Below are 18,377 nucleotides of genomic sequence, written 5' to 3'. Positions count from 1 at the left end.
CGGCTCATGTCCGCCCGGCTGGCTGGCGAGCAGCTCCCCGAGCCTCGAAGCGACGTCGAGAAGGAAGCTGCCCGCCGGCTAGCAGAAGACCTCGAGAACTGACTCACGAGGTTTCACAACACGCTCTCAGGCGTCGCGGCGCCGCATCCGGACGACCAGCACGGCGGCGCCGGCGAGCAGGTAGCCAGCGGCCAGCGCGGTGCTCGATCCCAGGCCGCCGTACGGGACCGGGTCGCGCAGCACGTCCGCACCCGAGCCCCAGCCCATGGTGAGCAGCCACGGCTGCAGCGGTTCCAGCGCCGGGATCGTACCCAGCACCCCGAACGCGATCAGCCCGCCGAGCACCGACGCCAGAACGACCAGCGGGTGCTCGGTGCACGCCGACACCGCGAGCGCCACCGCCGCGACGGCGGCCAACTGCCCGAACGTCCAGACCGCGACCAGGGCCAGCCGAGCGGCGACCTCGCCGGCGTCGAGCGTGCTGCCGGACAGCGTGACCAGCACGCCCGCCCCACCCGCCCCGGCCGGGTCCGGCGGGCCGATCAGCAGCCAGCCGGCCAGCAACGCCGCGACGATCACCACGGCGGTCGCGGCGGCGGCCACCACCAGCACCCCGAACCCCTTCATCGCCGCCAGCCGCAGCCGTCCGACCGGGGCGAGCAGCAGGCCGCGCAGGGTGCCGTGCGCGGCCTCCCCGGCGATCGCGTCCGCGGCGGCCACCGCGACCGCCATCGGCAGCAGCAGCGTCAGGGTGACCGACAGCGCGGTGACCGGGAGGACCAGGCCGTTCCCGGCGACGGCGCCGACCAGCCCGCCGCTCGGGCCGCGGTCGGACAGCACGATCCCGACCGCCATCAGCACCGGGACCAGGGCGAGCAACCCGAGCAGCACCAGCATCCGCGGCCGGCGCAGCACCCAGCGCAGCTCGGCGCCCAGCAGCCGGGTCCAGGACACCGGGTGCGGCGGTTCCGTGCCCGTCGTCGTCACCGGGGTGGTCATCCGGACTCCTCCTCGGTGAGCCGGGTGAACAGCTCCTCCAGGTCCGGGCGGCGCCGGCGCAGCCCGTGCACCGGGACGCCCGCGCGGACGAGGGCCTCGAACAGCACCGGGCCCTCGGGGCCGTCCTCGACGAGCACGCCGTCGCCGTGCGCGTGGGCGCTCGCCCCGGCGCCGCGCAGCGCGGTCAGTGCCCCCTCGACGTCGGTGCTGGCGATCTCCCAGCCGTCCGCGACGGCGTCCAGCAGCCGGCGCAGCTCACCGGAGGCCAGCAGCGACCCGGACTTCAGCACGGCGACGTGCGTGCACACCGCCTCCACCTCGGAGAGCAGGTGCGACGACAGCAGCACCGTCGCGCCGGCGGCCCGCAGCTCGGCGACGATGGCCCGGATCTCCCGGGTGCCGGCCGGGTCGAGGCCGTTGGTGGGCTCGTCCAGCACCACCAGCCGGCGCGGCACGAGCAGCGCCGCGGCCAGCCCGAGCCGCTGCTTCATCCCGAGCGAGTAGCCGCGGAACCGGCGCCCGGCCGCGGGCGCCAGCCCGACCCGCTCCAGTGCCTCCTCCACCGCCGGCCGCACCTGCGACGACGGCAGCCGGGGCTCGGTGGCGGCGGCCCGGCGCAGGTTCTCCCGCCCGGTCAGGAACGGGTGGAACCCCGGGCCCTCGACGAGCGCGCCCACGTCCGGGAGGGACGCGGCCAGCCCGTCCGGGACCGGGCGACCGAGCAGCTCGACGGCGCCGGCGGTCGGCCGGGTGAGCCCGAGCAGCATCCGGATCAGGGTGGTCTTGCCGGAGCCGTTCGGGCCGAGCATCCCGAAGACCGACCCGCCCGGGACGTCGAGGTCGACGCCGTCGACGGCCGTCACGGTCCGGTAGCGCTTGCGCAGCCCGCGCACCCGGGCGGCCGGGCCGGCGGGTTCGTCGGCGGTCCCGGCTCCGGCCAGCGGGCGGATGTCGGTACCGGTCACCGCGCGAGGGCCGCGCCGAGGACGTCGGGTCCGACGGCGCCTGCGGCGAACCGGCCGTCGTCGGTGAGGATCGCGGTGCCGGCCGGCGAGCTCAGCTGCCGCCCGGTGCCCCAGGGCCCGGAGACCGGGGTGCCCAGCTCGGACAGGTCCGGTGCCTGCTCGCCCGGCTGCTCCTGCGCCCGCTCGGGCACGGTGCCGGTCAGCACCGCGTCCCAGCCGTCCCCGACGACCGGGGCGTCCGGCCGCTCGCCGTCCTGCCCGCGGCCGGGCCGGTCACCGGACTCGCGGGCGGGTGCGTCCTGCACGGTCGCGCCCGGAGGCGGGGTGAAGGTGAACAGCGACGGGTCCTGCGGGCCGAACGTGACGTCGTCGAACCCGATCCGCAGCACCGGTTCCGGCTCGCCGGCGAGCACGGCCAGCTCCAGCGGCGTGCGGGTCTGCGCGTCGACGGCCACCCGGACCTGGCGGAGCAGCGTGCGCTCACCCGGCTGCGGGGCCAGGACCAGCGTGTACGCCGGGCGCCCGTCGACCTCGGTGGTCCCGTCGACGGTGACGGTGCTGGTCGACCGCAGCTTCTGCACGGCCTCGGCCGCGGCCTGCTGCGGGTCGGTCACGTCGCGACGATGCTCCGCGTCCGGCCCGCGGGCGGGCAGCTTCGTGACCGTGCGGTCGGCCGAGTCGTAGGCCCAGCGGGTGGCACCGTCGTCGACGTAGGTGCGCTCGCCGTCCGGGCGGGGGAGTGCGAGGCGGCCGCGGCCCTCGCCATCGGACCAGACCCGGGCGGTGGAGGTGCCGTCGGTCAGCCCGGGCTGCCCGCCGCCGCCCGGGAGCGCGGGCAACCCCAGCCGGTTCTCGACGGCGAGGGTGCCGGCCAGCGCCGCGGGCTCCGCCTCGGCGACCGAGGCGATCAGCTCCTCGGGGGAGACCGGTGGCAGCTCCTGTGCCGCCGACGCGCCACGGGCGGTGACCAGACCGAACGTCAGGGTGACGGCCAGCGCGGCCGCGAGCGCCGCGGCGATCCCGCCGGTGCGCAACCGGTGCGAACTCATGCGACCAGAGTGCCCGACCCCGGCCCGGCCGTGCAGATTTCCGGCGTGGCGGGCCCCGCGCGGCGTCGGGTCGCACCGCGCGGCACGGGCTGCTGCGGCCGCCGCGCGTTGGACCGGTCCGGTGCGCAGTGCGGGGCGGCGCCGTCAGGCGCGGTCGGCGCCGGCCAGGGGGCGCTCGGTGGCGGGGCCGCCGGCGGGTGCCGGTTCCGGCGCCGCGGGCCGGGTGGCGGTGGCCGCCCACATCCAGGACGCCGCCGCGACGACGAGCCCGGCGCCCAGCACGTGCAGCGAGACCAGCAGCTCCGGCACGCCGAGGGCGTACTGGGCTCCGCCCAGCGCGCCCTGCGCGAGCACCACGACGACCAGCACCCGGAAACGGCGCAGCAACGCCGGCGGGGCGGCGACGGCGTGCAGCAGGAACCCGATCCCGGCGAGCGTGCCGAGGTAGGCGAACAGCGCGTCCGCGTGCACCTGGACGAGCAGCGGGATGTCGACGTCCAGCCGCGGGGTCTCCGGGTCCCCGCCGTGCGGTCCGGCCCCGGTGACCAGGGTCCCGGCGACCAGCAGCACCGCGAGCACCGCGGTGGAGAGCACCATCAGCCCGCGCCCGGGGGCGGGGATCGTGCGGGTGCGCGGGCCGTCGTCCTCGGTGGCGGCACCGACGAGCAGCACCGCGAACCAGACCAGCACCATCGACGCCAGGAAGTGCAGCATCACCGTCCACCAGGCCAGGCCGGCGAGCACGGTGATCCCGCCGATCACGGCCTGCGCGACGACCCCGAGCGGCATCGCGACCGCCAGCGCGGTGAGCCGCCGCCGGTAAGGCCGGGTGAACAGCGCCCCGAGCAGTGCGGCCCCGGCCGTCAGGACGACCAGGACGCCGAGCAGCCGGTTGCCGAACTCGATCCACATGTGCAGCGGGGCGATCTCGGCGTGCGTGACCGGCACCATGCTGCCCGGCTCGCACTGCGGCCAGGTGGAGCAGCCCAGCCCGGAGCCGGTCACCCGCACCACCGAGCCGGTCACGCCGATCCCGATCTGGGCGACCAGGTTGGCGATCGCCAGCCCACGCATCAGCGCCGGTGGAGTGGAGGGTACGCGGGCGAGGATCGGCACACTACGAAGTGTAGAAGTCGCGCCGTGAGTGGTTGTCGTGGCCCTGAGCACGACAACCACTCACGGGTGCGTCAGCGCCACCGCACCGTCCGCGCCGCCACGAGTCCCGCGACCACGGCCCAGCCGGCCAGCACCAGCAGTGACCCGACGGCCGGGAACGTCCCGTCCCCCAGGGCCGCTCGCAGCGCCTCGGCCAGGGCTCCGGAGGGCAGCCACGGCGCGACGACGGCGAGCGGCCCGGGAAGATCGGCCACCGGCACGACGATCCCGCCGGCCAGCAGCAGCACGAACCACACCAGGTTGGCGACGGCGAGCACGATCTCGGCCCGCAGCGTCCCGCCGAGCAGGACCCCCAGCGCCCCGAACGCGGCGGCGCCGAGCAGCACGGCGATCAGCACGCCGTCCAGACGGGCCCCGGACGGGGCCCAGCCCAGGAACGCGGCCAGCACTCCCAGCAGCAGCATCTGGATCACGACGACGGCGGCCACCGCGGTCAGCCGCCCGCAGACAAGCGACCAGCGCGGCAGCGCGGTCGCGGCGAGCCGGCGCAGCGCGCCGTAGCGCCGGTCGAAGCCGAGCGCGATCGCCTGGCTGGTGAACGCCGAGCTCATCACGGCCAGCGCCAGCATCGGCGCGAGGATCCAGCTGACCCGCGGCTCGGGGGTGCTGACCGCCGGGACCAGGGTGAGCCCGACCAGCAGCGCGGCCGGGATGAGCAGCGTGAGCAGCACCTGCTCGGCGTTGCGCAGCGCCAGCCGGGTCTCCAGGCCGGACTGGGCCCGCAGCATCCTCAGCGTCCGCCCGCGGCCCGGGTCGGGGGTGAAGGTGCCCTCGGGGAACACGCTCACGGGTTCGCTCACGGGCGCAGCTCCCGTCCGGTCAGGTCCAGGAACACGTCCTCCAGGCTGCGCCGGACGACCTGGACGTCGTCGGCCATGACGCCCTGGTCGGCGCACCAGGAGGTGATCGCGGCCAGCGCGGCCGGGTCGATCCGGCCCTGCACGCGGTAGCGGCCGGGCCCGGTCTCGCTGGTGGCGTACCCGCCCGGCAGCCGGGCGTCCAGGCCGGCGGTGTCCATCCCGGGAGGGGCCCGGAACCGCAGCTCGGTCTGGTCGCCTGCGGTGAGCTGGGCGGGCGTGCCGTGCGCGACGACCCGCCCGTCGTCGATGATCACGACGTCGTCCGCGAGCTGCTCGGCCTCGTCCATCAGGTGGGTGGTGAGCAGCACCCCGACGCCGTCCCGGCGCAGTGCCCGGACCAGGTCCCAGACCAGGTGCCGGGCCTGCGGGTCGAGCCCGGCGGTGGGCTCGTCGAGGAACACCAGCTCCGGACGGCCGACGACGGCGCAGGCCAGTGCGAGCCGCTGTTGCTCGCCGCCGGAGAGCCGCTTGTAGGGCGTGCGCGCCCGCGGCCGCAGGCCGAGCACGTCGAGCAGGTGGTCCGGGTCCAGCGGGCGGGCCGCGCAGTCCGCGACCAGGTGCAGCATCTCGCGGGTGCGGACAGCCGGGTAGGCGCCGCCGCCTTGGGGCATGACCCCGATCCGGGGCCGGACGGCGTCGGCGCCGGCGGGGTGCCCGAGCACCGCGACCGAACCGCCGTCGGGCCGGCGCAGCCCGGTGCAGACCTCCACGGTGCTGGACTTGCCCGCCCCGTTGGGGCCCAGCAGCGCGACCACCTCGCCGCGCTCCAGTCCCAGGTCGACGCCGTCCACCGCGGTCCTCGACCCGTACCGGACGACGAGGCCGCGCACGTCCAGCGCGGTGACCGACGAGGTGCTCATGGCGGGCGCGGTCACGAGGCCGGTTCCGGCACGGACCCGGACCCGTCCCGGCCGGCGGGCCGGTGCAGCACGCGGCGCACCACGAGCAGCGACAGCGCGAACATCACGAGTCCGGCGATGATCGACAACGGCAGCTGGAAGGCGCGGAAGATGAAGTCGGCGCCGGTCGGCGGCACCAGCAGCGCGATCACCGCGGACAGCGCGATCACCGCCCGCCGGTAGCGGGGCATCGCGCGGGTCGCGACCAGCGGCAGCAGCGCCCAGAACAGGTACCAGGGGTGCACCACCGGTCCGAGCAGCACGACGGCGCCGAGACCGGCCCCGGTGCCGGTCACCGGGTCCAGCTTCCCCCGCAGGCAGGCCAGCAACAGCCAGACGACGACGACCGCGATCACCGCCCAGCCCAGCCCGCGGGCCAGCGTCAGGGTGGCCTCGGAGTGGTCGCCGAGCCCGAACAGCCGCCCGATCTGGCCGCCGAGCATGCCCAGGTCGGTGGTCACCGAGAACCAGCTGCGGATCGCGCTCGGCGCGGACAGGCCCTTGAGCCAGTTGAAGCCGAGGCCGGTGGCGAAGCTGAATGCGCTGAGGACGACCGCGGCGACGACGGTGAGCCAGCTGGTCAGGACCACCCAGTCGACGAGCCGCCCGCCGCGCTTGCGGACCAGGTAGACGCCCACGAACCCGAGCGCGAGCAGCGCCGGCAGCTTCACCGCGGCCGCGGCGACGATCAGCGCCGCGCCCAGGGTGATCTTCCACCAGGGTTGCTCCGCATCGTCGCGGCCGAGCATCACGTAGAGCCCGAGCAGCAGCAGCGGCAACATGATCGACTCGTTGTGGATGCCGCTGACCAGGTGGAACAGCACCAGCGGGTTCGCAACGCCGAGCCAGAGCACGAGCCCGGCGTCGAGGTCGAAGCGCTGCGCGAGCCGGGGCAGCGCCCACACGATCACCGCGACCCCGAGCAGCGCCAGCACCCGGTGCTCGAAGATCCCGAGCACGACGTTCTCGCCGCTGATGGCGGTGATGACGCGGCCGAGGCCGAGGAACAGCGGCCCGTACGGGGCGGGGGTGTCCCGCCAGATCGTCGGGATGCCGCCGACCAGCGGGTCCCCGACCCCCAGCGCCTGCGCCGGGCCGATCGTGTACGGGTCGATGCCGCGGGCGAGCGTCGCGCTCTGCGCCAGGTAGCTGTAGATGTCCTTGGAGAACATCGGCGGCGCCAGCGCGAGCGGCAGGCCCCAGAGCATCGCGGTGCGTCCGAGCTCACGCTTCTCCGGCGCCGGGAACCGGGCGCCGCGGGCGGTGAGCATCCGGGCGATCCACAGCCACGCCGTCACGACCATCAGCAGGCCCGCGTAGGTGACCGCGATGGCCAGGGTCACGTTCCGCGCGGGCAGCCCGAGCACGCGCAGCCCGTTGAGCGGGTTGGGGGCCGGGAACGCGCCCGATCCGAGCGCGCTGATGCCCATCAGGAGCGCGCCGGTCAGGCCGAGTCGCCGGGCGATCCGGGCCTGGTCGCGCAGGCCGCGCCGGGTCGGCCGGGCGGCGTCCGGCCCGGCGCCGTCGTCGCCGGACGGCGCTGCGGGGAGGGAGTCGTCCCGCCCGGGCGGGACGACCTCGGGCGTCACCATGGGTACGCAGGCTAGCCGGGGCGGGTCGGGCCCCCGGGTACCGGCCCGGACCGGCGGGGACGAGGCCGATCGGGGTGAGCCCGGTCACCCGGGACCGGTCGGAAGGGGGGTGGGTTTTGCCGACCGCCGGTATATCCGCAACACTGGTGTTGTGAAAACGAACCCGACGGCGCACACGCGCTCGGACCCGGCCTGCGGGCACGGGACCGACGCCGTACTGCCCGCGTCCGGTTCGCACGAGGGCAGTACCCGGGCCGCGGTGGCGCGGGTGCTGATGGAACAGGGCCCGGTCACCGCCGCCGTCACGGCGGGGGAGCTGGGCCTGACCGAGGCGGCGGTACGCCGGCACCTGGACGCGCTGATCGCCGACGGCGAGGCGGAGGTCCGGGCACCGGCCAGGTCCGTGTCGCGCCCCCGCGGGCGCGGGCGCCCGGCCAAGGAGTATTTGCTCACCGACGCCGGCCGGGTCCGGTTCGGGCACGGATACGACGACCTGGCCACCTCGGCCCTGCGCTTCCTCGCCGAGACGGCGGGGGAGGACGCCGTGAACGCGTTCGCCCGCAAGCGGGTGCACGACCTGCTGGGCGAGGAGATCGGGGCGGTCACCGCACCGGCGAGCCCGCAGGACCGCGCGGAGGCACTGGCCCGGGTGCTCAGTGCCCGTGGCTACGCCGCGCAGACCCGCGGCGGCGGATTCGGCGTGCAGCTGTGCCAGCACCACTGCCCGGTCGCGCACGTCGCCACCGAGTTCCCGGAGCTCTGCGAGGCCGAGACGCGTGCCTTCGCCGAGTTGCTGGGTACTCACGTGCAGCGGCTGGCCACGATCGCGCGCGGCGACGCCGCGTGCACCACACACGTCCCGCTCGAGGATCCCGAACTCCTCGCGCGGGCCCGGCACGGGGACCGGGACGAGGTACCCACCCCCCGCGCCGGAAGTCCGCAACCACCTGCAGGTGTGACGAGCAGGGAAGCGATTCCCGCGTCCGAGGCTGTGAGTCAGCAACGGGCGGCGGCGGTAGCGGATCCGGGGACTCCCGGGTCCCGCACCGTGAATCCGCAACCCACTGCTCGGCTGCGGAAGATGCAAGAAGAGAAGGGTCCCGCCGAAGGCGGGTCAAAAACCCACCACGGTCCCCGAAAGGGAGGCAGTCCGAATGACGACCACTCCTGATGTGCGCACCGAGCTCACCCAGGAGGAGACGATCGCGGCGCTCGGCCGGTACGACTTCGGCTGGGCGGACTCCGACGAGGCCGGCTCCAGCGCGAAGCGCGGGCTGTCCTCCGAGGTCGTCGCCGACATCTCCCGCCTGAAGGACGAGCCCGAGTGGATGCTCGAGTTCCGGCAGAAGGCGCTCGACATCTTCGGCAAGAAGCCGATGCCGCGGTGGGGTTCCGACCTGTCCGGGATCGACTTCGACAACATCAAGTACTTCGTGCGGTCCACCGAGAAGCAGGCCCAGACCTGGGAGGACCTGCCCGAGGACATCAAGAACACTTACGACAAGCTCGGCATCCCGGAGGCGGAGAAGGAGCGTCTGGTCGCCGGCGTCGCGGCCCAGTACGAGTCCGAGGTCGTGTACCACCAGATCCGCGAGGACCTGGAGGAGCAGGGTGTGGTGTTCCTGGACACCGACACCGCCCTCAAGGAGCACCCGGAGCTGTTCAAGGAGTACTTCGGCTCGGTGATCCCGGCCGGGGACAACAAGTTCTCCGCGCTGAACTCGTCGGTCTGGTCGGGTGGCTCGTTCATTTACGTGCCGAAGGGCGTGCACGTCGACATCCCGCTGCAGGCCTACTTCCGGATCAACACCGAGAACATGGGCCAGTTCGAGCGGACGCTGATCATCGTCGACGAGGGCGCCTACGTGCACTACGTCGAGGGTTGCACGGCGCCGATCTACAACACGGATTCGCTGCACTCGGCCGTGGTGGAGATCGTGGTGAAGAAGGGCGGCCGTTGCCGCTACACCACGATCCAGAACTGGTCGGGCAACGTCTACAACCTGGTCACCAAGCGCGCCAAGGCCGAGGAGGGCGCGACCATGGAGTGGGTCGACGGCAACCTCGGCTCCAAGGTGACCATGAAGTACCCGGCCGTGTGGCTGATGGGCGAGCACGCCAAGGGCGAGGTCCTGTCCGTCGCCTTCGCGGGCGAGGGCCAGCACCAGGACGCCGGCGCGAAGATGGTGCACATGGCGCCGAACACGTCGTCGACGATCGTGTCGAAGTCGGTGGCGCGCGGCGGGGGCCGGACCTCGTACCGGGGCCTGATCCAGGTCAACCCGCGGGCGCAGAACTCGCGTTCGACGGTGAAGTGCGACGCGCTGCTGGTCGACACGATCTCGCGGTCGGACACATACCCCTACGTCGACATCCGCAACGACGACGTGTCGATGGGGCACGAGGCCACCGTCTCGAAGGTCTCCGACGACCAGCTCTTCTACCTGATGAGCCGCGGTCTGACCGAGGACGAGGCGATGGCCATGGTGGTGCGCGGGTTCGTCGAGCCGATCGCCCGTGAGCTGCCCATGGAGTACGCGCTGGAGCTGAACCGGCTGATCGAGCTGCAGATGGAGGGTTCCGTCGGATGACGAGTGACGTTGCTGGCCTCGCGCCCGAACTGAAGGGCGCGAAGGAGGGCCAGGGCGAGGTGCCGATCGCCTCGGCGGGCGAGCGGTTCCAGTCGTTCGACGTGGCGGCCTTCGAGGTCCCCGGCGGGCGCGAGGAGAACTGGCGGTTCACGCCGATGCGCCGGCTCAAGGGCCTGCACGACGGCACCGCCGACTTCGAGGGCTCGACGACGGTCTCGGTCACCGGGGCCGCCGGGGTCGCCACCGAGACCGTCGGCCGCGACGACGCCCGGCTCGGCGAGGGCGGGATCCCCGCCGACCGGGTCGCCGCGGCCGCCTGGTCGGCCTTCACCGAGGCCACCGTCGTGACCCTGGACGGGAAGGACACCGGCGGGAAGGTCGACCCGGTCACGGTCACCGTGGAGGGCCCCGGCACCGGGGCCTCCGCGGCCGGCCACCTGCACATCCGCACCACCCCGCACACGCAGGCGACGGTCGTCGTCGAGCACCGGGGGCACGGCGTGCTGGCCGACAACACCGAGATCGTGCTGGCCGACGGCTCGCAGCTGACCCTCGTGGTCACCGAGGAGTGGGCCGACGACGCCGTCCACGTGGGCGCCGAGCACTACAACGTCGGCCGGGACGCCACGCTGCGCGCGACCGCCGTGCAGCTCGGCGGTGACCTGGTGCGGGTCAGCTCCACGATCCACTACTCCGGGCCCGGCGGCGACGCCGAGCTGCTCGGCCTGGGCTTCACCGATGCCGGGCAGCACCTGGAGCAGCGGCTGCTGGTGGACCATGCGGTCGCGAACTGCAAGTCGAACGTGCTCTACAAGAACGCGTTGCAGAGCGACTCGAAGGATCAGGCGCACGTGGTGTGGATCGGCGACGTGCTGATCCGGGCCGCCGCGGAGAACACCGAGACGTTCGAGTTCAACCGGAACCTGGTGCTCACCGAGCACGCCCGCGCGGACTCGGTCCCGAACCTGGAGATCGAGACCGGCGAGATCGCCGGTGCCGGGCATGCCAGCGCCACCGGCCGGTTCGACGACGAGCAGCTGTTCTACCTGCGCAGCCGCGGCATCCCGGAGGACCAGGCGCGTCGCCTCGTCGTCCGCGGGTTCTTCGGCGAGGTCCTGAACAAGATCACGCTGCCCGAACTCAAGGAGCGGCTCGAGGCCGCCGTCGAGGCCGAGCTCGCCATCACCGGCGTCTAGAGCCCGGCTCGGCCCAGCCCACCACCTTCTGCGACATACGGAGCGACCACCACAGATGTCCACTCTGGAGATCAAGGACCTGCACTCGTCGGTCGAGACCGAGGACGGTCCCAAGGAGATCCTGCGCGGCGTGAACCTCACCGTCCGCGCGGGCGAGACGCACGCCATCATGGGTCCGAACGGCTCGGGCAAGTCGACGCTCGCCTACGCCGTCGCCGGCCACCCGAAGTACACGATCACCTCCGGCCAGGTCCTGCTGGACGGCGAGGACGTGCTCGAGATGAGCGTCGACGAGCGGGCGCGGGCCGGGCTGTTCCTGGCCATGCAGTACCCGGTCGAGGTGCCCGGTGTGTCGATGGCGAACTTCCTGCGGTCCGCGGCCACCGCGGTGCGCGGCGAGGCGCCGAAGCTGCGCACCTGGGTCAAGGAGGTCAAGGACGCGATGACCGACCTGGACATCTCCCAGGAGTTCGCCGACCGTTCGGTGAACGAGGGCTTCTCCGGCGGCGAGAAGAAGCGGCACGAGGTGCTGCAGCTGGGGCTGCTCAAGCCGAGGATCGCGGTCCTGGACGAGACCGACTCCGGCCTCGACGTCGACGCCCTGCGCGTCGTGTCCGAGGGCGTGAACCGCTACCGCGAGGGCGGCGAGACCGGCGTCCTGCTGATCACGCACTACAACCGGATCCTGAACCACGTCACGCCGGACTACGTGCACGTGTTCTTCGACGGCCGCATCGCCGACTCCGGGGGGCCGGAGCTGGCCCGGGAGCTGGAGGAGACCGGCTACGCGCGGTTCACCCAGCAGGCAGCTGCGGCGGTCTGAGCATGACGACCGTGCACGGTACCGGGACCGCGGCCGGCCTTGACGCCGACGCCGTGGCCCGGATCCGGGCGGACTTCCCGATCCTCGGGCGCACGGTCCGCGAGGACAAGCCGCTGGTGTACCTCGACTCCGGCGCGACGTCGCAGCGGCCGCGCCAGGTGCTCGACGCCGAGCGCACGTTCTCCGAGCGGCACAACTCGGCGGTCCACCGCGGAGCGCACCAGCTCTCCGAGGAGGCCACGGACGCCTACGAGACGGCCCGCTTCCGGATCGCCGGTTTCGTCGGCGCCGGTCCGGACGAGATCGTGTTCGTCAAGAACGCGACCGAGGGCATCAACCTCGTCGCCTACGGGATGTCGAACGCCGCGGTCCGGGCCGGGCTCGACCCGGCCTCCGAGCGGTTCGCGCTCGGCGAGGGCGACGAGGTCGTGGTCACCGAGCTGGAGCACCACGCGAACCTGGTGCCCTGGCAGGAGCTGTGCCGGCGCACCGGTGCGACGCTGCGCTGGTTCCCGGTGACCGACGAGGGCCGGATCGACCCGGACTCGCTGGAGCTGTCCGACCGCACGAAGGTCGTGGCGTTCAGCCACCAGTCGAACGTCACCGGGGCCGTCGCACCGGTCGAGGCGCTGGTCCGCAAGGCCCGCGCCGTCGGTGCGCTCACCGTGCTGGACGCCTGCCAGTCGGTACCGCACGGCCCCGTCGACGTGCACGCGCTGGGCGTGGACTTCGCGGTGTTCTCCGGGCACAAGATGCTCGGGCCGTCCGGGGTCGGCGTGCTGTGGGGGCGCTCCGAGCTGCTGCAGGCGCTGCCGCCGTTCCTGACCGGCGGTTCCATGATCGAGATGGTGCACATGGAGGGGTCGACCTACGCCCCGCCGCCGCAGAAGTTCGAGGCCGGCGTGCCGATGACGTCGCAGGCAGTGGGCCTGGGTGCGGCCGTGGACTACCTGTCCGCGATCGGTATGGAGACGGTCGCCGCGCACGAGGCCGAGCTGACCCGCGTCGCGCTGGACGGGCTGCGCGAGGTCGACGGCGTGCGGCTGGTCGGACCCGACACCACGGAACAGCGCGGCGGGGCCGTGTCGTTCGTGGTGGACGGGGTGCACGCGCACGACCTCGGCCAGGTGCTCGACGACCGCGGCATCGCGATCCGGGTGGGGCACCACTGCGCCTGGCCGCTGCACCGGCGGTTCGGGATCGTGGCCACGGCGCGGGCGTCGTTCGCGGTGTACAACACGGTGGACGAGGCGGCGCAGCTGGCCGACGGCATCCGTGCCGCCCAGAAGTTCTTCGGGGTGAGCTGATGCAGCTTCAGCAGATGTACCAGGAGATCATCCTGGACCACTACCGCGACCCGCACGGCTCCGGCCTGCGCGAGCCGTACGACGCCGAGACCCACCACGTGAACCCGACCTGCGGGGACGAGGTCACGCTGCGGGTCAAGGTCGAGGGCGACACCGTCAGCGACGTCTCCTACGAGACGCTGGGCTGCTCGATCAGCCAGGCGTCGGTGTCGGTGCTCAACGACCTCGTGATCGGCCGCCCGGTGTCCGAGGCGATGCGGGTGATGGCGTCGTTCCAGGAGATGGCGCAGGGTAGGGGGCAGGTCGAGCCGGACGAGGCCCTGCTCGGCGACGGCGTCGCCTTCGCCGGGGTGGCCAAGTACCCGGCGCGGGTCAAGTGCGCCCTGCTGGGTTGGATGGCGTTCAAGGACGCCGTCTCCCGTACCGACGCGACGATCGAGACCGCTGATACGGAGGGATCTCCGGCATGACCGACACCACCGAGAACAGCACCGACGAGGTCGTGCGCGGCGCGGCCGGGATGCCCGAGCCGCCGGCCGGGCAGGCCGACGAGGGCGCCACGCAGGACCAGCTCGAGGAGGCGATGAAGGACGTCGTCGACCCCGAACTCGGGATTAACGTCGTCGACCTCGGCCTCGTCTACGGCATCGACCGGGACGGGAACACCGCGGTCATCGACATGACCCTCACCTCGGCGGCCTGCCCGCTGACCGACGTGATCGAGGAGCAGACCCGCTCCGCGCTCACCTCCGGTCCGGACGGCGGCCTGGTCGACGACATCCGGATCAACTGGGTCTGGATGCCGCCGTGGGGCCCGGAGAAGATCACCGAGGACGGCCGCGAGCAGCTGCGCGCCCTCGGTTTCCGGGTCTGAACGACCTCGCACGAGCACGCCGGAGCCGGGTCCCTGTGGGGCCCGGCTCCTCGTGTGTACGGGGTCAGGAGAAGTGCCGCTCCCGGAGCCGCCCCTCCAGCCCGGCGATGCCGGCCGTGTCGATCCCGAAGACGTCCTCCAGTGCACCGCGTACGGCCGATGCCGACTCCAGCTCGTGCTGCTCGGTGCGGCCGTCCGCGTAGCGCAGGGTGAGCCGGTTCCCGTCGAGCGTGGCCCGGTGGTCGTCCGCCGAGTAGGCCGCCCCGACCTCGTTGCGGAACCCGGAGCCGGGGTGCCGGGTCAGGTACCAGGATCCCATCGTGAAGTCGACGTCCGGGGCCGGGACCAGGTCGAACGTGTACTGGGGGAGCCAGCCGCCGCTGCCGCGGCGCTCCAGGACCCAGGTGCCGTGATCGCCCCGCCGGTAGCGGTAGCTGCCGTGCGCGGTCGGCTGGACGGTCCCGGCGACCAGCCGCAGCGGTGCGACCGGCACGGTCCCGCCGAACCCGACGTCGGCGGTGACGGTGCCCTCGTCGGTCTCCACCAGGGTCAGCCGGTGCGTCCGCGAGGTCGTCGGGGCGTCGTCGTCGAGGCCGAGCCGGACCCGTCCGACCAGCGGCGTGACCCGGTACCCGAGGTCGCGCAGGACGTCGTGCAGGAGCAGGTTGTGCTCGAAGCACCACCCGCCACGATGCCCGTGCACCAGCTTCGCGGCGACGTCTGCGCCGTCCACCGGAGGCTCGAGGTGCGTGAACGGATCGAGGTTCTCGAACGGGATCGTCGCGACGTGCGCACGGACGATCCGGGCGAGCAGCGACACGTCCGGCGGGCCCGGTACGACACCGATCCGGTCCAGGTAGGTGGCCACAGCCGGCGGGGCGGTCGTCATGGCGGTGAGCCTGCTCCCTGAACCGGGCTTCAGGTCAAGGCGCTCCCTGATCACCCGGCCGGCCCGGGCCGGTCAGCGTTCCCGGGCGCCGCGCAGCGCCCAGGCCCGCAGGTGCGCGTAACCGCGGGTGTGCAGGGTCGCGATCCGGCGCAGCGCGAACCGCGGGTCGTCCCGCAGCGACTCGTGGACCTCCCGGTCGACGAGCACGGTGTCCGGCCGGGCCGCGGAGGTGAGCCGGGCGGCGACGTTGACGACCTCGCCGTAGACGTCGCCGTAGCGGCTCAGCACCATGCCCTGCGCCAGCCCGATGCGCAGCTGCGGCAGCGCCGGTTCGACCCGCACCCGGTCCCGCAGTCCCAGCGCGATGGCGGCGGCGTCGGCCGGGTGCTCGGTCACGAACAGCACCTCGTCGCCGACCGTCTTGATGATCCGGCCGCGGCCGTTGGCGATCACCTCGTTGGTGACCGCGCCGAACCGCTCGATCATCTGGCCGAGCTCGTCCATCGACCGGCGCCGGGTGGTGCGGGTGAACCCGACCATGTCGGCGAACCCGACGGCCAGCGGCCAGGTGTCGGCCGCGATGCGCTGCGGGTCCGAGCGTTGCGCGCCGGCCGTCCAGCGGGCGGCGGTCGCGGCCATGTGCCGGCGCCAGACGTAGGACTGCAGCTGCTCCAGCTCGGGCAGCACGTCGGCGGCCAGCCGGGCGGCCGCGCTCGGGGTGAGCTCCTCGACGTGGTCGGCGGCGAGCTGGGCGAGCATGCCGACCTGCCACTCGGCGAGCCGGGACAGCGACTGCGCGACGGCCCTGGCGACCGCCTCCCGGACCCCGGCGTCGGGCAGCCAGGCGTCACTCAGCTGCGCGACGGTGCGGGCGGCGTCCAGGTCGGCCCGGGTGAAGACCCGCTCGTCGGGGGCCGAGTCCGGGAAGCCCAGGGCCCGCCAGAGCCGGTTCGCCTCCTCGGCGTCCAGGCCGGAGGCCGCGACCAGCTCGTCGCGGGTGTACTCGCGAGGTGCCCCGAGGATGATCTCGTCGAGCACACCGCCCTCGATGTCGGTCCAGTCGATCGAGGCGGGGTCCGGCAGCGCCGGGTGATCGGGAGGCTGGTCGCCGTCCGAAGAAGGTCCGGTCACCGGCTCAGGTGGTGTGCACCACGAGCACGTCCACCCCGGCGCGCCGGGTCGCGTCGGACGGGACCGAGCCGAGCAGCCGCCCGGAGAGCGTGTTGAGCCCGCGGTTGCCGACCACCAGCAGGTCCGCGTGGTGGTCCTTGACCGCCTTGCGCAGGACGTCGACCGGGGCGCCGTCCTCGGCGTGCGTGCTGACCTTCTGCGCACCGATCTTCGCGGCCCGGTCGGCGGCCTCGCGCAGCGCCTCCTCGGCCGGGGTCCAGCCGGTGACGAGGTGCGCCTCGTCCTTGAGCACGTCCTCGGCGGCGGCGGTGTCCTCGCGGCTGGCGGGGGTGTAGGCCGAGACGATGACGAGCTGGGCGTCGCTGTCCGCGGCGACGCCTGCGGCGCGCTGCACCGCGGCGAACGAGGTCGCCGAGCCGTCGGTCCCGACGACGATGGTCTGGTAAGCGGGCATGGGGCAGCCTCCGTGGGGCGGGGCCGTCGCCCGCACCCGGTCGCCGGGCGAGCGGGGGACGGACCCTCGACGCTGGGTACCAGGACGTTACCTCCTGGTACCCGGTCAACTGGTCACAACCCCGAGCCGTCACCGCCCGATCGGGTGAAATCGTGCCGCCGAGCGGAGCATCTTCCGTCGAACGGGGGCCGGTGCAGCGGCGAACACCCTGGCCATCCCGGCCAGGTTGCCGGGCAGGTCGTCACGCCCGGTGAGGAACGCGCGGCGCCGTCCGGCCGTCGCGCCGGAGGCGAAGAAGGCGTCGAAGAAGCCGGGGACCAGCGGCGGCGGCATCTCCAGCACGGTCCGCAGGCCGTGCCGGCGCAGCCGGTGCACCCAGCGCGCCGCCGGCGACCAGAGCAGCCGGCCCGCTGCGGCTGCCGCCCGGTCCGGATCGGCCGGCAGCCGCGTGGCGAGCACCGCGGCCAGCCGGGGCGCGAGCTGCAGCGCCGGGGCGACACTGAAACCGGTCGCCGGGTGCACCAGCGGGGTGGCGGCTCCGAACGGCACCGGATGCGCGGGTCCGCGCGGGGTGTCGACCGGGAAGCGGACCCGCTCGACCCGGGCGTCGTCCGGGACCGCCACGCCGAGGGCGTCCAGCCGGGCGTGCAGACGCTCGCGCAGTTCGGGCAGCGGCAGCCCGGGGCGCCGCGCCAGCGAGGTCTCCTCCAGCAGCACCGTGCCGTCGCCGTACGGGACGGCGTAGAGGAACGTCGGCCAGTCCGTCCAGCCCGGCGCCGGCGTGCCGGCGGGGGAGCGCCAGTCCATGAACACGGCCTCGTCCGGCCCGGTGACCGGCGCGGCCACCGCGTCGCCGACGACGACGCCGTAGGCGGTCTGCTCGGCCCGGGGGCCCGCGGCGGGCCGCAGCCGGGACGGGGCGCCGGTCGCGTCGACCACGAGCGCCGCGGTCACCGACCGGTCGTCGAGCGGGACGCGGTACCGGCCCCCGTCCCGCCGGACCTCCCGGGCGTGCCCGGTCAGCACCGCCACCCCGGCCAGCCCGGCGTCCAGGTGCGCGCGCAGTCCCGTGGTGTCGAGCACCGCGTAGTCGCCGAGCAGGCGGGTGCCGTCCGGGCCGGGCAGTACGACCCGGGCCTGCGGCCGGGCCGCGACCGCGGAGGCCGGCAGGTCCGGCGGCAGCTCCTCCGGCCACGCGCAGTAGGTGGCCGTCCACGGACGCTCCGGCGCCGGATCGGCCAGCGCGGTCCGCAGGCCCGCCGCCGCGCAGCTGCGGGCCAGCGCGCGCCCGGCCGGTCCGCCGCCGAGCACCAGGACGTCGGTTCCCGGGTCCGTCACCGCCGTCGCACCCGCCTCTCCGGTCCCGCGCACCCGGCCCGCGCCGGTGTGCGTCCACCGAACCAAAGTCCCGGCGGCCGGGCGCGCGGAGGGGTCGATGCGGGTGAGGTCGGTCATGTCACCGGGCCCGCATCGGGAATCCGATCGCCCCGGCCGGTAGCCTGGCGACGTGGTCCTGATCGAGTAACCGATGCGCCCGGGCACTCGTGTGCCGGCCGTCCGACTCTCAGCACC

17 protein-coding genes and 2 pseudogenes are annotated in these 18,377 nt (G+C 73.9%); 8 read left to right on the top strand and 11 right to left on the bottom strand.

What is annotated here, in order from left to right:
• Nucleotides 1–102, top strand: a pseudogene (locus ACLFMI_RS17680) (IS5/IS1182 family transposase); the annotation flags it as partial.
• A 24-nt stretch (nucleotides 103–126) separates the two neighbouring features.
• Here ACLFMI_RS17680 and ACLFMI_RS17675 read toward each other — a convergent pair.
• The 7 genes from ACLFMI_RS17675 to mptB all read right to left on the bottom strand — a co-directional run bounded on the left by ACLFMI_RS17675 (nucleotide 127) and on the right by mptB (nucleotide 7,540).
• Nucleotides 127–999, bottom strand: a complete 873-nt coding sequence (locus ACLFMI_RS17675) for an ABC transporter permease subunit (RefSeq protein WP_410948977.1) — start codon at nucleotides 997–999, stop codon at nucleotides 127–129.
• Nucleotides 996–1,964, bottom strand: a complete 969-nt coding sequence (locus ACLFMI_RS17670) for an ABC transporter ATP-binding protein (RefSeq protein WP_410948976.1) — start codon at nucleotides 1,962–1,964, stop codon at nucleotides 996–998. The genes ACLFMI_RS17675 and ACLFMI_RS17670 overlap by 4 nt, the downstream gene beginning before the upstream one ends.
• Entirely contained in the window at nucleotides 1,961–3,013 is a 1,053-nt protein-coding gene (locus ACLFMI_RS17665) for a LolA family protein (protein WP_410948975.1), read from the bottom strand. Before ACLFMI_RS17665 ends, ACLFMI_RS17670 begins: the two co-directional genes overlap by 4 nt.
• A 144-nt stretch (nucleotides 3,014–3,157) precedes the next feature.
• Nucleotides 3,158–4,129 (bottom strand): COX15/CtaA family protein, encoded by a 972-nt coding sequence (locus tag ACLFMI_RS17660; RefSeq protein ID WP_410948974.1) that lies wholly within the window; start codon nucleotides 4,127–4,129, stop codon nucleotides 3,158–3,160.
• A 71-nt stretch (nucleotides 4,130–4,200) separates the two neighbouring features.
• Nucleotides 4,201–4,917, bottom strand: a complete 717-nt coding sequence (locus tag ACLFMI_RS17655) for an ABC transporter permease (RefSeq protein ID WP_410948982.1) — start codon at nucleotides 4,915–4,917, stop codon at nucleotides 4,201–4,203.
• Nucleotides 4,918–4,985: 68 nt separating this feature from the next.
• Complete coding sequence (locus ACLFMI_RS17650; RefSeq protein ID WP_410948973.1) at nucleotides 4,986–5,909, bottom strand: ABC transporter ATP-binding protein; 924 nt, start codon at nucleotides 5,907–5,909, stop codon at nucleotides 4,986–4,988.
• 11 nt (nucleotides 5,910–5,920) lie between these two features.
• Complete coding sequence (gene mptB, locus ACLFMI_RS17645; RefSeq protein ID WP_410948972.1) at nucleotides 5,921–7,540, bottom strand: polyprenol phosphomannose-dependent alpha 1,6 mannosyltransferase MptB; 1,620 nt, start codon at nucleotides 7,538–7,540, stop codon at nucleotides 5,921–5,923.
• Between the two features lie 217 nt (nucleotides 7,541–7,757).
• On the opposite strand from mptB, the pseudogene ACLFMI_RS17640 reads away from it, so the two are divergent.
• The 7 genes and pseudogenes from ACLFMI_RS17640 to ACLFMI_RS17610 form a co-directional block, all read left to right on the top strand.
• Nucleotides 7,758–8,495, top strand: a pseudogene (locus tag ACLFMI_RS17640) (helix-turn-helix transcriptional regulator); the annotation flags it as partial.
• Between the two features lie 199 nt (nucleotides 8,496–8,694).
• The gene (sufB, locus tag ACLFMI_RS17635) at nucleotides 8,695–10,131 is read left to right on the top strand and encodes a Fe-S cluster assembly protein SufB (protein ID WP_410948971.1); all 1,437 of its coding nucleotides are present in this window, start codon (nucleotides 8,695–8,697) and stop codon (nucleotides 10,129–10,131) included.
• Complete coding sequence (sufD, locus tag ACLFMI_RS17630; protein ID WP_410948970.1) at nucleotides 10,128–11,327, top strand: Fe-S cluster assembly protein SufD; 1,200 nt, start codon at nucleotides 10,128–10,130, stop codon at nucleotides 11,325–11,327. Before sufB ends, sufD begins: the two co-directional genes overlap by 4 nt.
• 55 nt (nucleotides 11,328–11,382) lie before the next feature.
• A complete protein-coding gene (gene sufC, locus ACLFMI_RS17625) occupies nucleotides 11,383–12,150 on the top strand; it encodes a Fe-S cluster assembly ATPase SufC (RefSeq protein WP_410948969.1) in 768 nt (255 codons plus the stop codon).
• 2 nt (nucleotides 12,151–12,152) lie between these two features.
• The gene (locus ACLFMI_RS17620; protein WP_410948968.1) at nucleotides 12,153–13,457 is read left to right on the top strand and encodes a cysteine desulfurase; all 1,305 of its coding nucleotides are present in this window, start codon (nucleotides 12,153–12,155) and stop codon (nucleotides 13,455–13,457) included.
• Entirely contained in the window at nucleotides 13,457–13,927 is a 471-nt protein-coding gene (gene sufU / locus ACLFMI_RS17615; protein ID WP_410948967.1) for a Fe-S cluster assembly sulfur transfer protein SufU, read from the top strand. Before ACLFMI_RS17620 ends, sufU begins: the two co-directional genes overlap by 1 nt.
• Nucleotides 13,924–14,331 (top strand): metal-sulfur cluster assembly factor, encoded by a 408-nt coding sequence (locus ACLFMI_RS17610; RefSeq protein WP_410948966.1) that lies wholly within the window; start codon nucleotides 13,924–13,926, stop codon nucleotides 14,329–14,331. The genes sufU and ACLFMI_RS17610 overlap by 4 nt, the downstream gene beginning before the upstream one ends.
• A 64-nt stretch (nucleotides 14,332–14,395) precedes the next feature.
• Here ACLFMI_RS17610 and ACLFMI_RS17605 read toward each other — a convergent pair whose 3' ends face one another.
• From ACLFMI_RS17605 to ACLFMI_RS17590, 4 genes are all read right to left on the bottom strand, one after another.
• Nucleotides 14,396–15,220: an arylamine N-acetyltransferase family protein gene (locus ACLFMI_RS17605; protein WP_410948965.1), complete on the bottom strand. Its 825-nt coding sequence runs from the start codon at nucleotides 15,218–15,220 to the stop codon at nucleotides 14,396–14,398.
• A gap of 72 nt (nucleotides 15,221–15,292) precedes the next feature.
• Complete coding sequence (locus tag ACLFMI_RS17600) at nucleotides 15,293–16,351, bottom strand: adenylate/guanylate cyclase domain-containing protein (RefSeq protein WP_410948964.1); 1,059 nt, start codon at nucleotides 16,349–16,351, stop codon at nucleotides 15,293–15,295.
• 4 nt (nucleotides 16,352–16,355) lie between these two features.
• Nucleotides 16,356–16,805, bottom strand: coding sequence for a universal stress protein (locus ACLFMI_RS17595; RefSeq protein ID WP_410948963.1), 450 nt, complete (start codon nucleotides 16,803–16,805; stop codon nucleotides 16,356–16,358).
• 129 nt (nucleotides 16,806–16,934) lie between these two features.
• The gene (locus ACLFMI_RS17590; protein WP_410948962.1) at nucleotides 16,935–18,143 is read right to left on the bottom strand and encodes a lycopene cyclase family protein; all 1,209 of its coding nucleotides are present in this window, start codon (nucleotides 18,141–18,143) and stop codon (nucleotides 16,935–16,937) included.
• Between the last annotated feature and the right edge of the window lie 234 nt (nucleotides 18,144–18,377).

It is taken from the genome of Pseudonocardia nantongensis (assembly GCF_046546495.1).
Lineage (GTDB): Bacteria > Actinomycetota > Actinomycetes > Mycobacteriales > Pseudonocardiaceae > Pseudonocardia > Pseudonocardia nantongensis.
Note: the sequence above shows the minus strand (reverse complement) of the source record. Positions and strands in the feature narration are given on the sequence as shown.

Excerpts from the sequence above, each read along its gene's own strand:
- ACLFMI_RS17675 (WP_410948977.1), bottom strand. The coding sequence starts at position 999 with ATGACCACCCCGGTGACGACGACGGGCACGGAACCGCCGCACCCGGTG.
- ACLFMI_RS17665 (WP_410948975.1), bottom strand. The coding sequence starts at position 3,013 with ATGAGTTCGCACCGGTTGCGCACCGGCGGGATCGCCGCGGCGCTCGCG.
- ACLFMI_RS17655 (WP_410948982.1), bottom strand. The coding sequence starts at position 4,917 with ATGCTGCGGGCCCAGTCCGGCCTGGAGACCCGGCTGGCGCTGCGCAAC.
- ACLFMI_RS17650 (WP_410948973.1), bottom strand. The coding sequence starts at position 5,909 with ATGAGCACCTCGTCGGTCACCGCGCTGGACGTGCGCGGCCTCGTCGTC.
- mptB (WP_410948972.1), bottom strand. The coding sequence starts at position 7,540 with ATGGTGACGCCCGAGGTCGTCCCGCCCGGGCGGGACGACTCCCTCCCC.
- sufB (WP_410948971.1), top strand. The coding sequence starts at position 8,695 with ATGACGACCACTCCTGATGTGCGCACCGAGCTCACCCAGGAGGAGACG.
- sufD (WP_410948970.1), top strand. The coding sequence starts at position 10,128 with ATGACGAGTGACGTTGCTGGCCTCGCGCCCGAACTGAAGGGCGCGAAG.
- sufC (WP_410948969.1), top strand. The coding sequence starts at position 11,383 with ATGTCCACTCTGGAGATCAAGGACCTGCACTCGTCGGTCGAGACCGAG.
- ACLFMI_RS17620 (WP_410948968.1), top strand. The coding sequence starts at position 12,153 with ATGACGACCGTGCACGGTACCGGGACCGCGGCCGGCCTTGACGCCGAC.
- sufU (WP_410948967.1), top strand. The coding sequence starts at position 13,457 with ATGCAGCTTCAGCAGATGTACCAGGAGATCATCCTGGACCACTACCGC.
- ACLFMI_RS17610 (WP_410948966.1), top strand. The coding sequence starts at position 13,924 with ATGACCGACACCACCGAGAACAGCACCGACGAGGTCGTGCGCGGCGCG.
- ACLFMI_RS17605 (WP_410948965.1), bottom strand. The coding sequence starts at position 15,220 with ATGACGACCGCCCCGCCGGCTGTGGCCACCTACCTGGACCGGATCGGT.
- ACLFMI_RS17595 (WP_410948963.1), bottom strand. The coding sequence starts at position 16,805 with ATGCCCGCTTACCAGACCATCGTCGTCGGGACCGACGGCTCGGCGACC.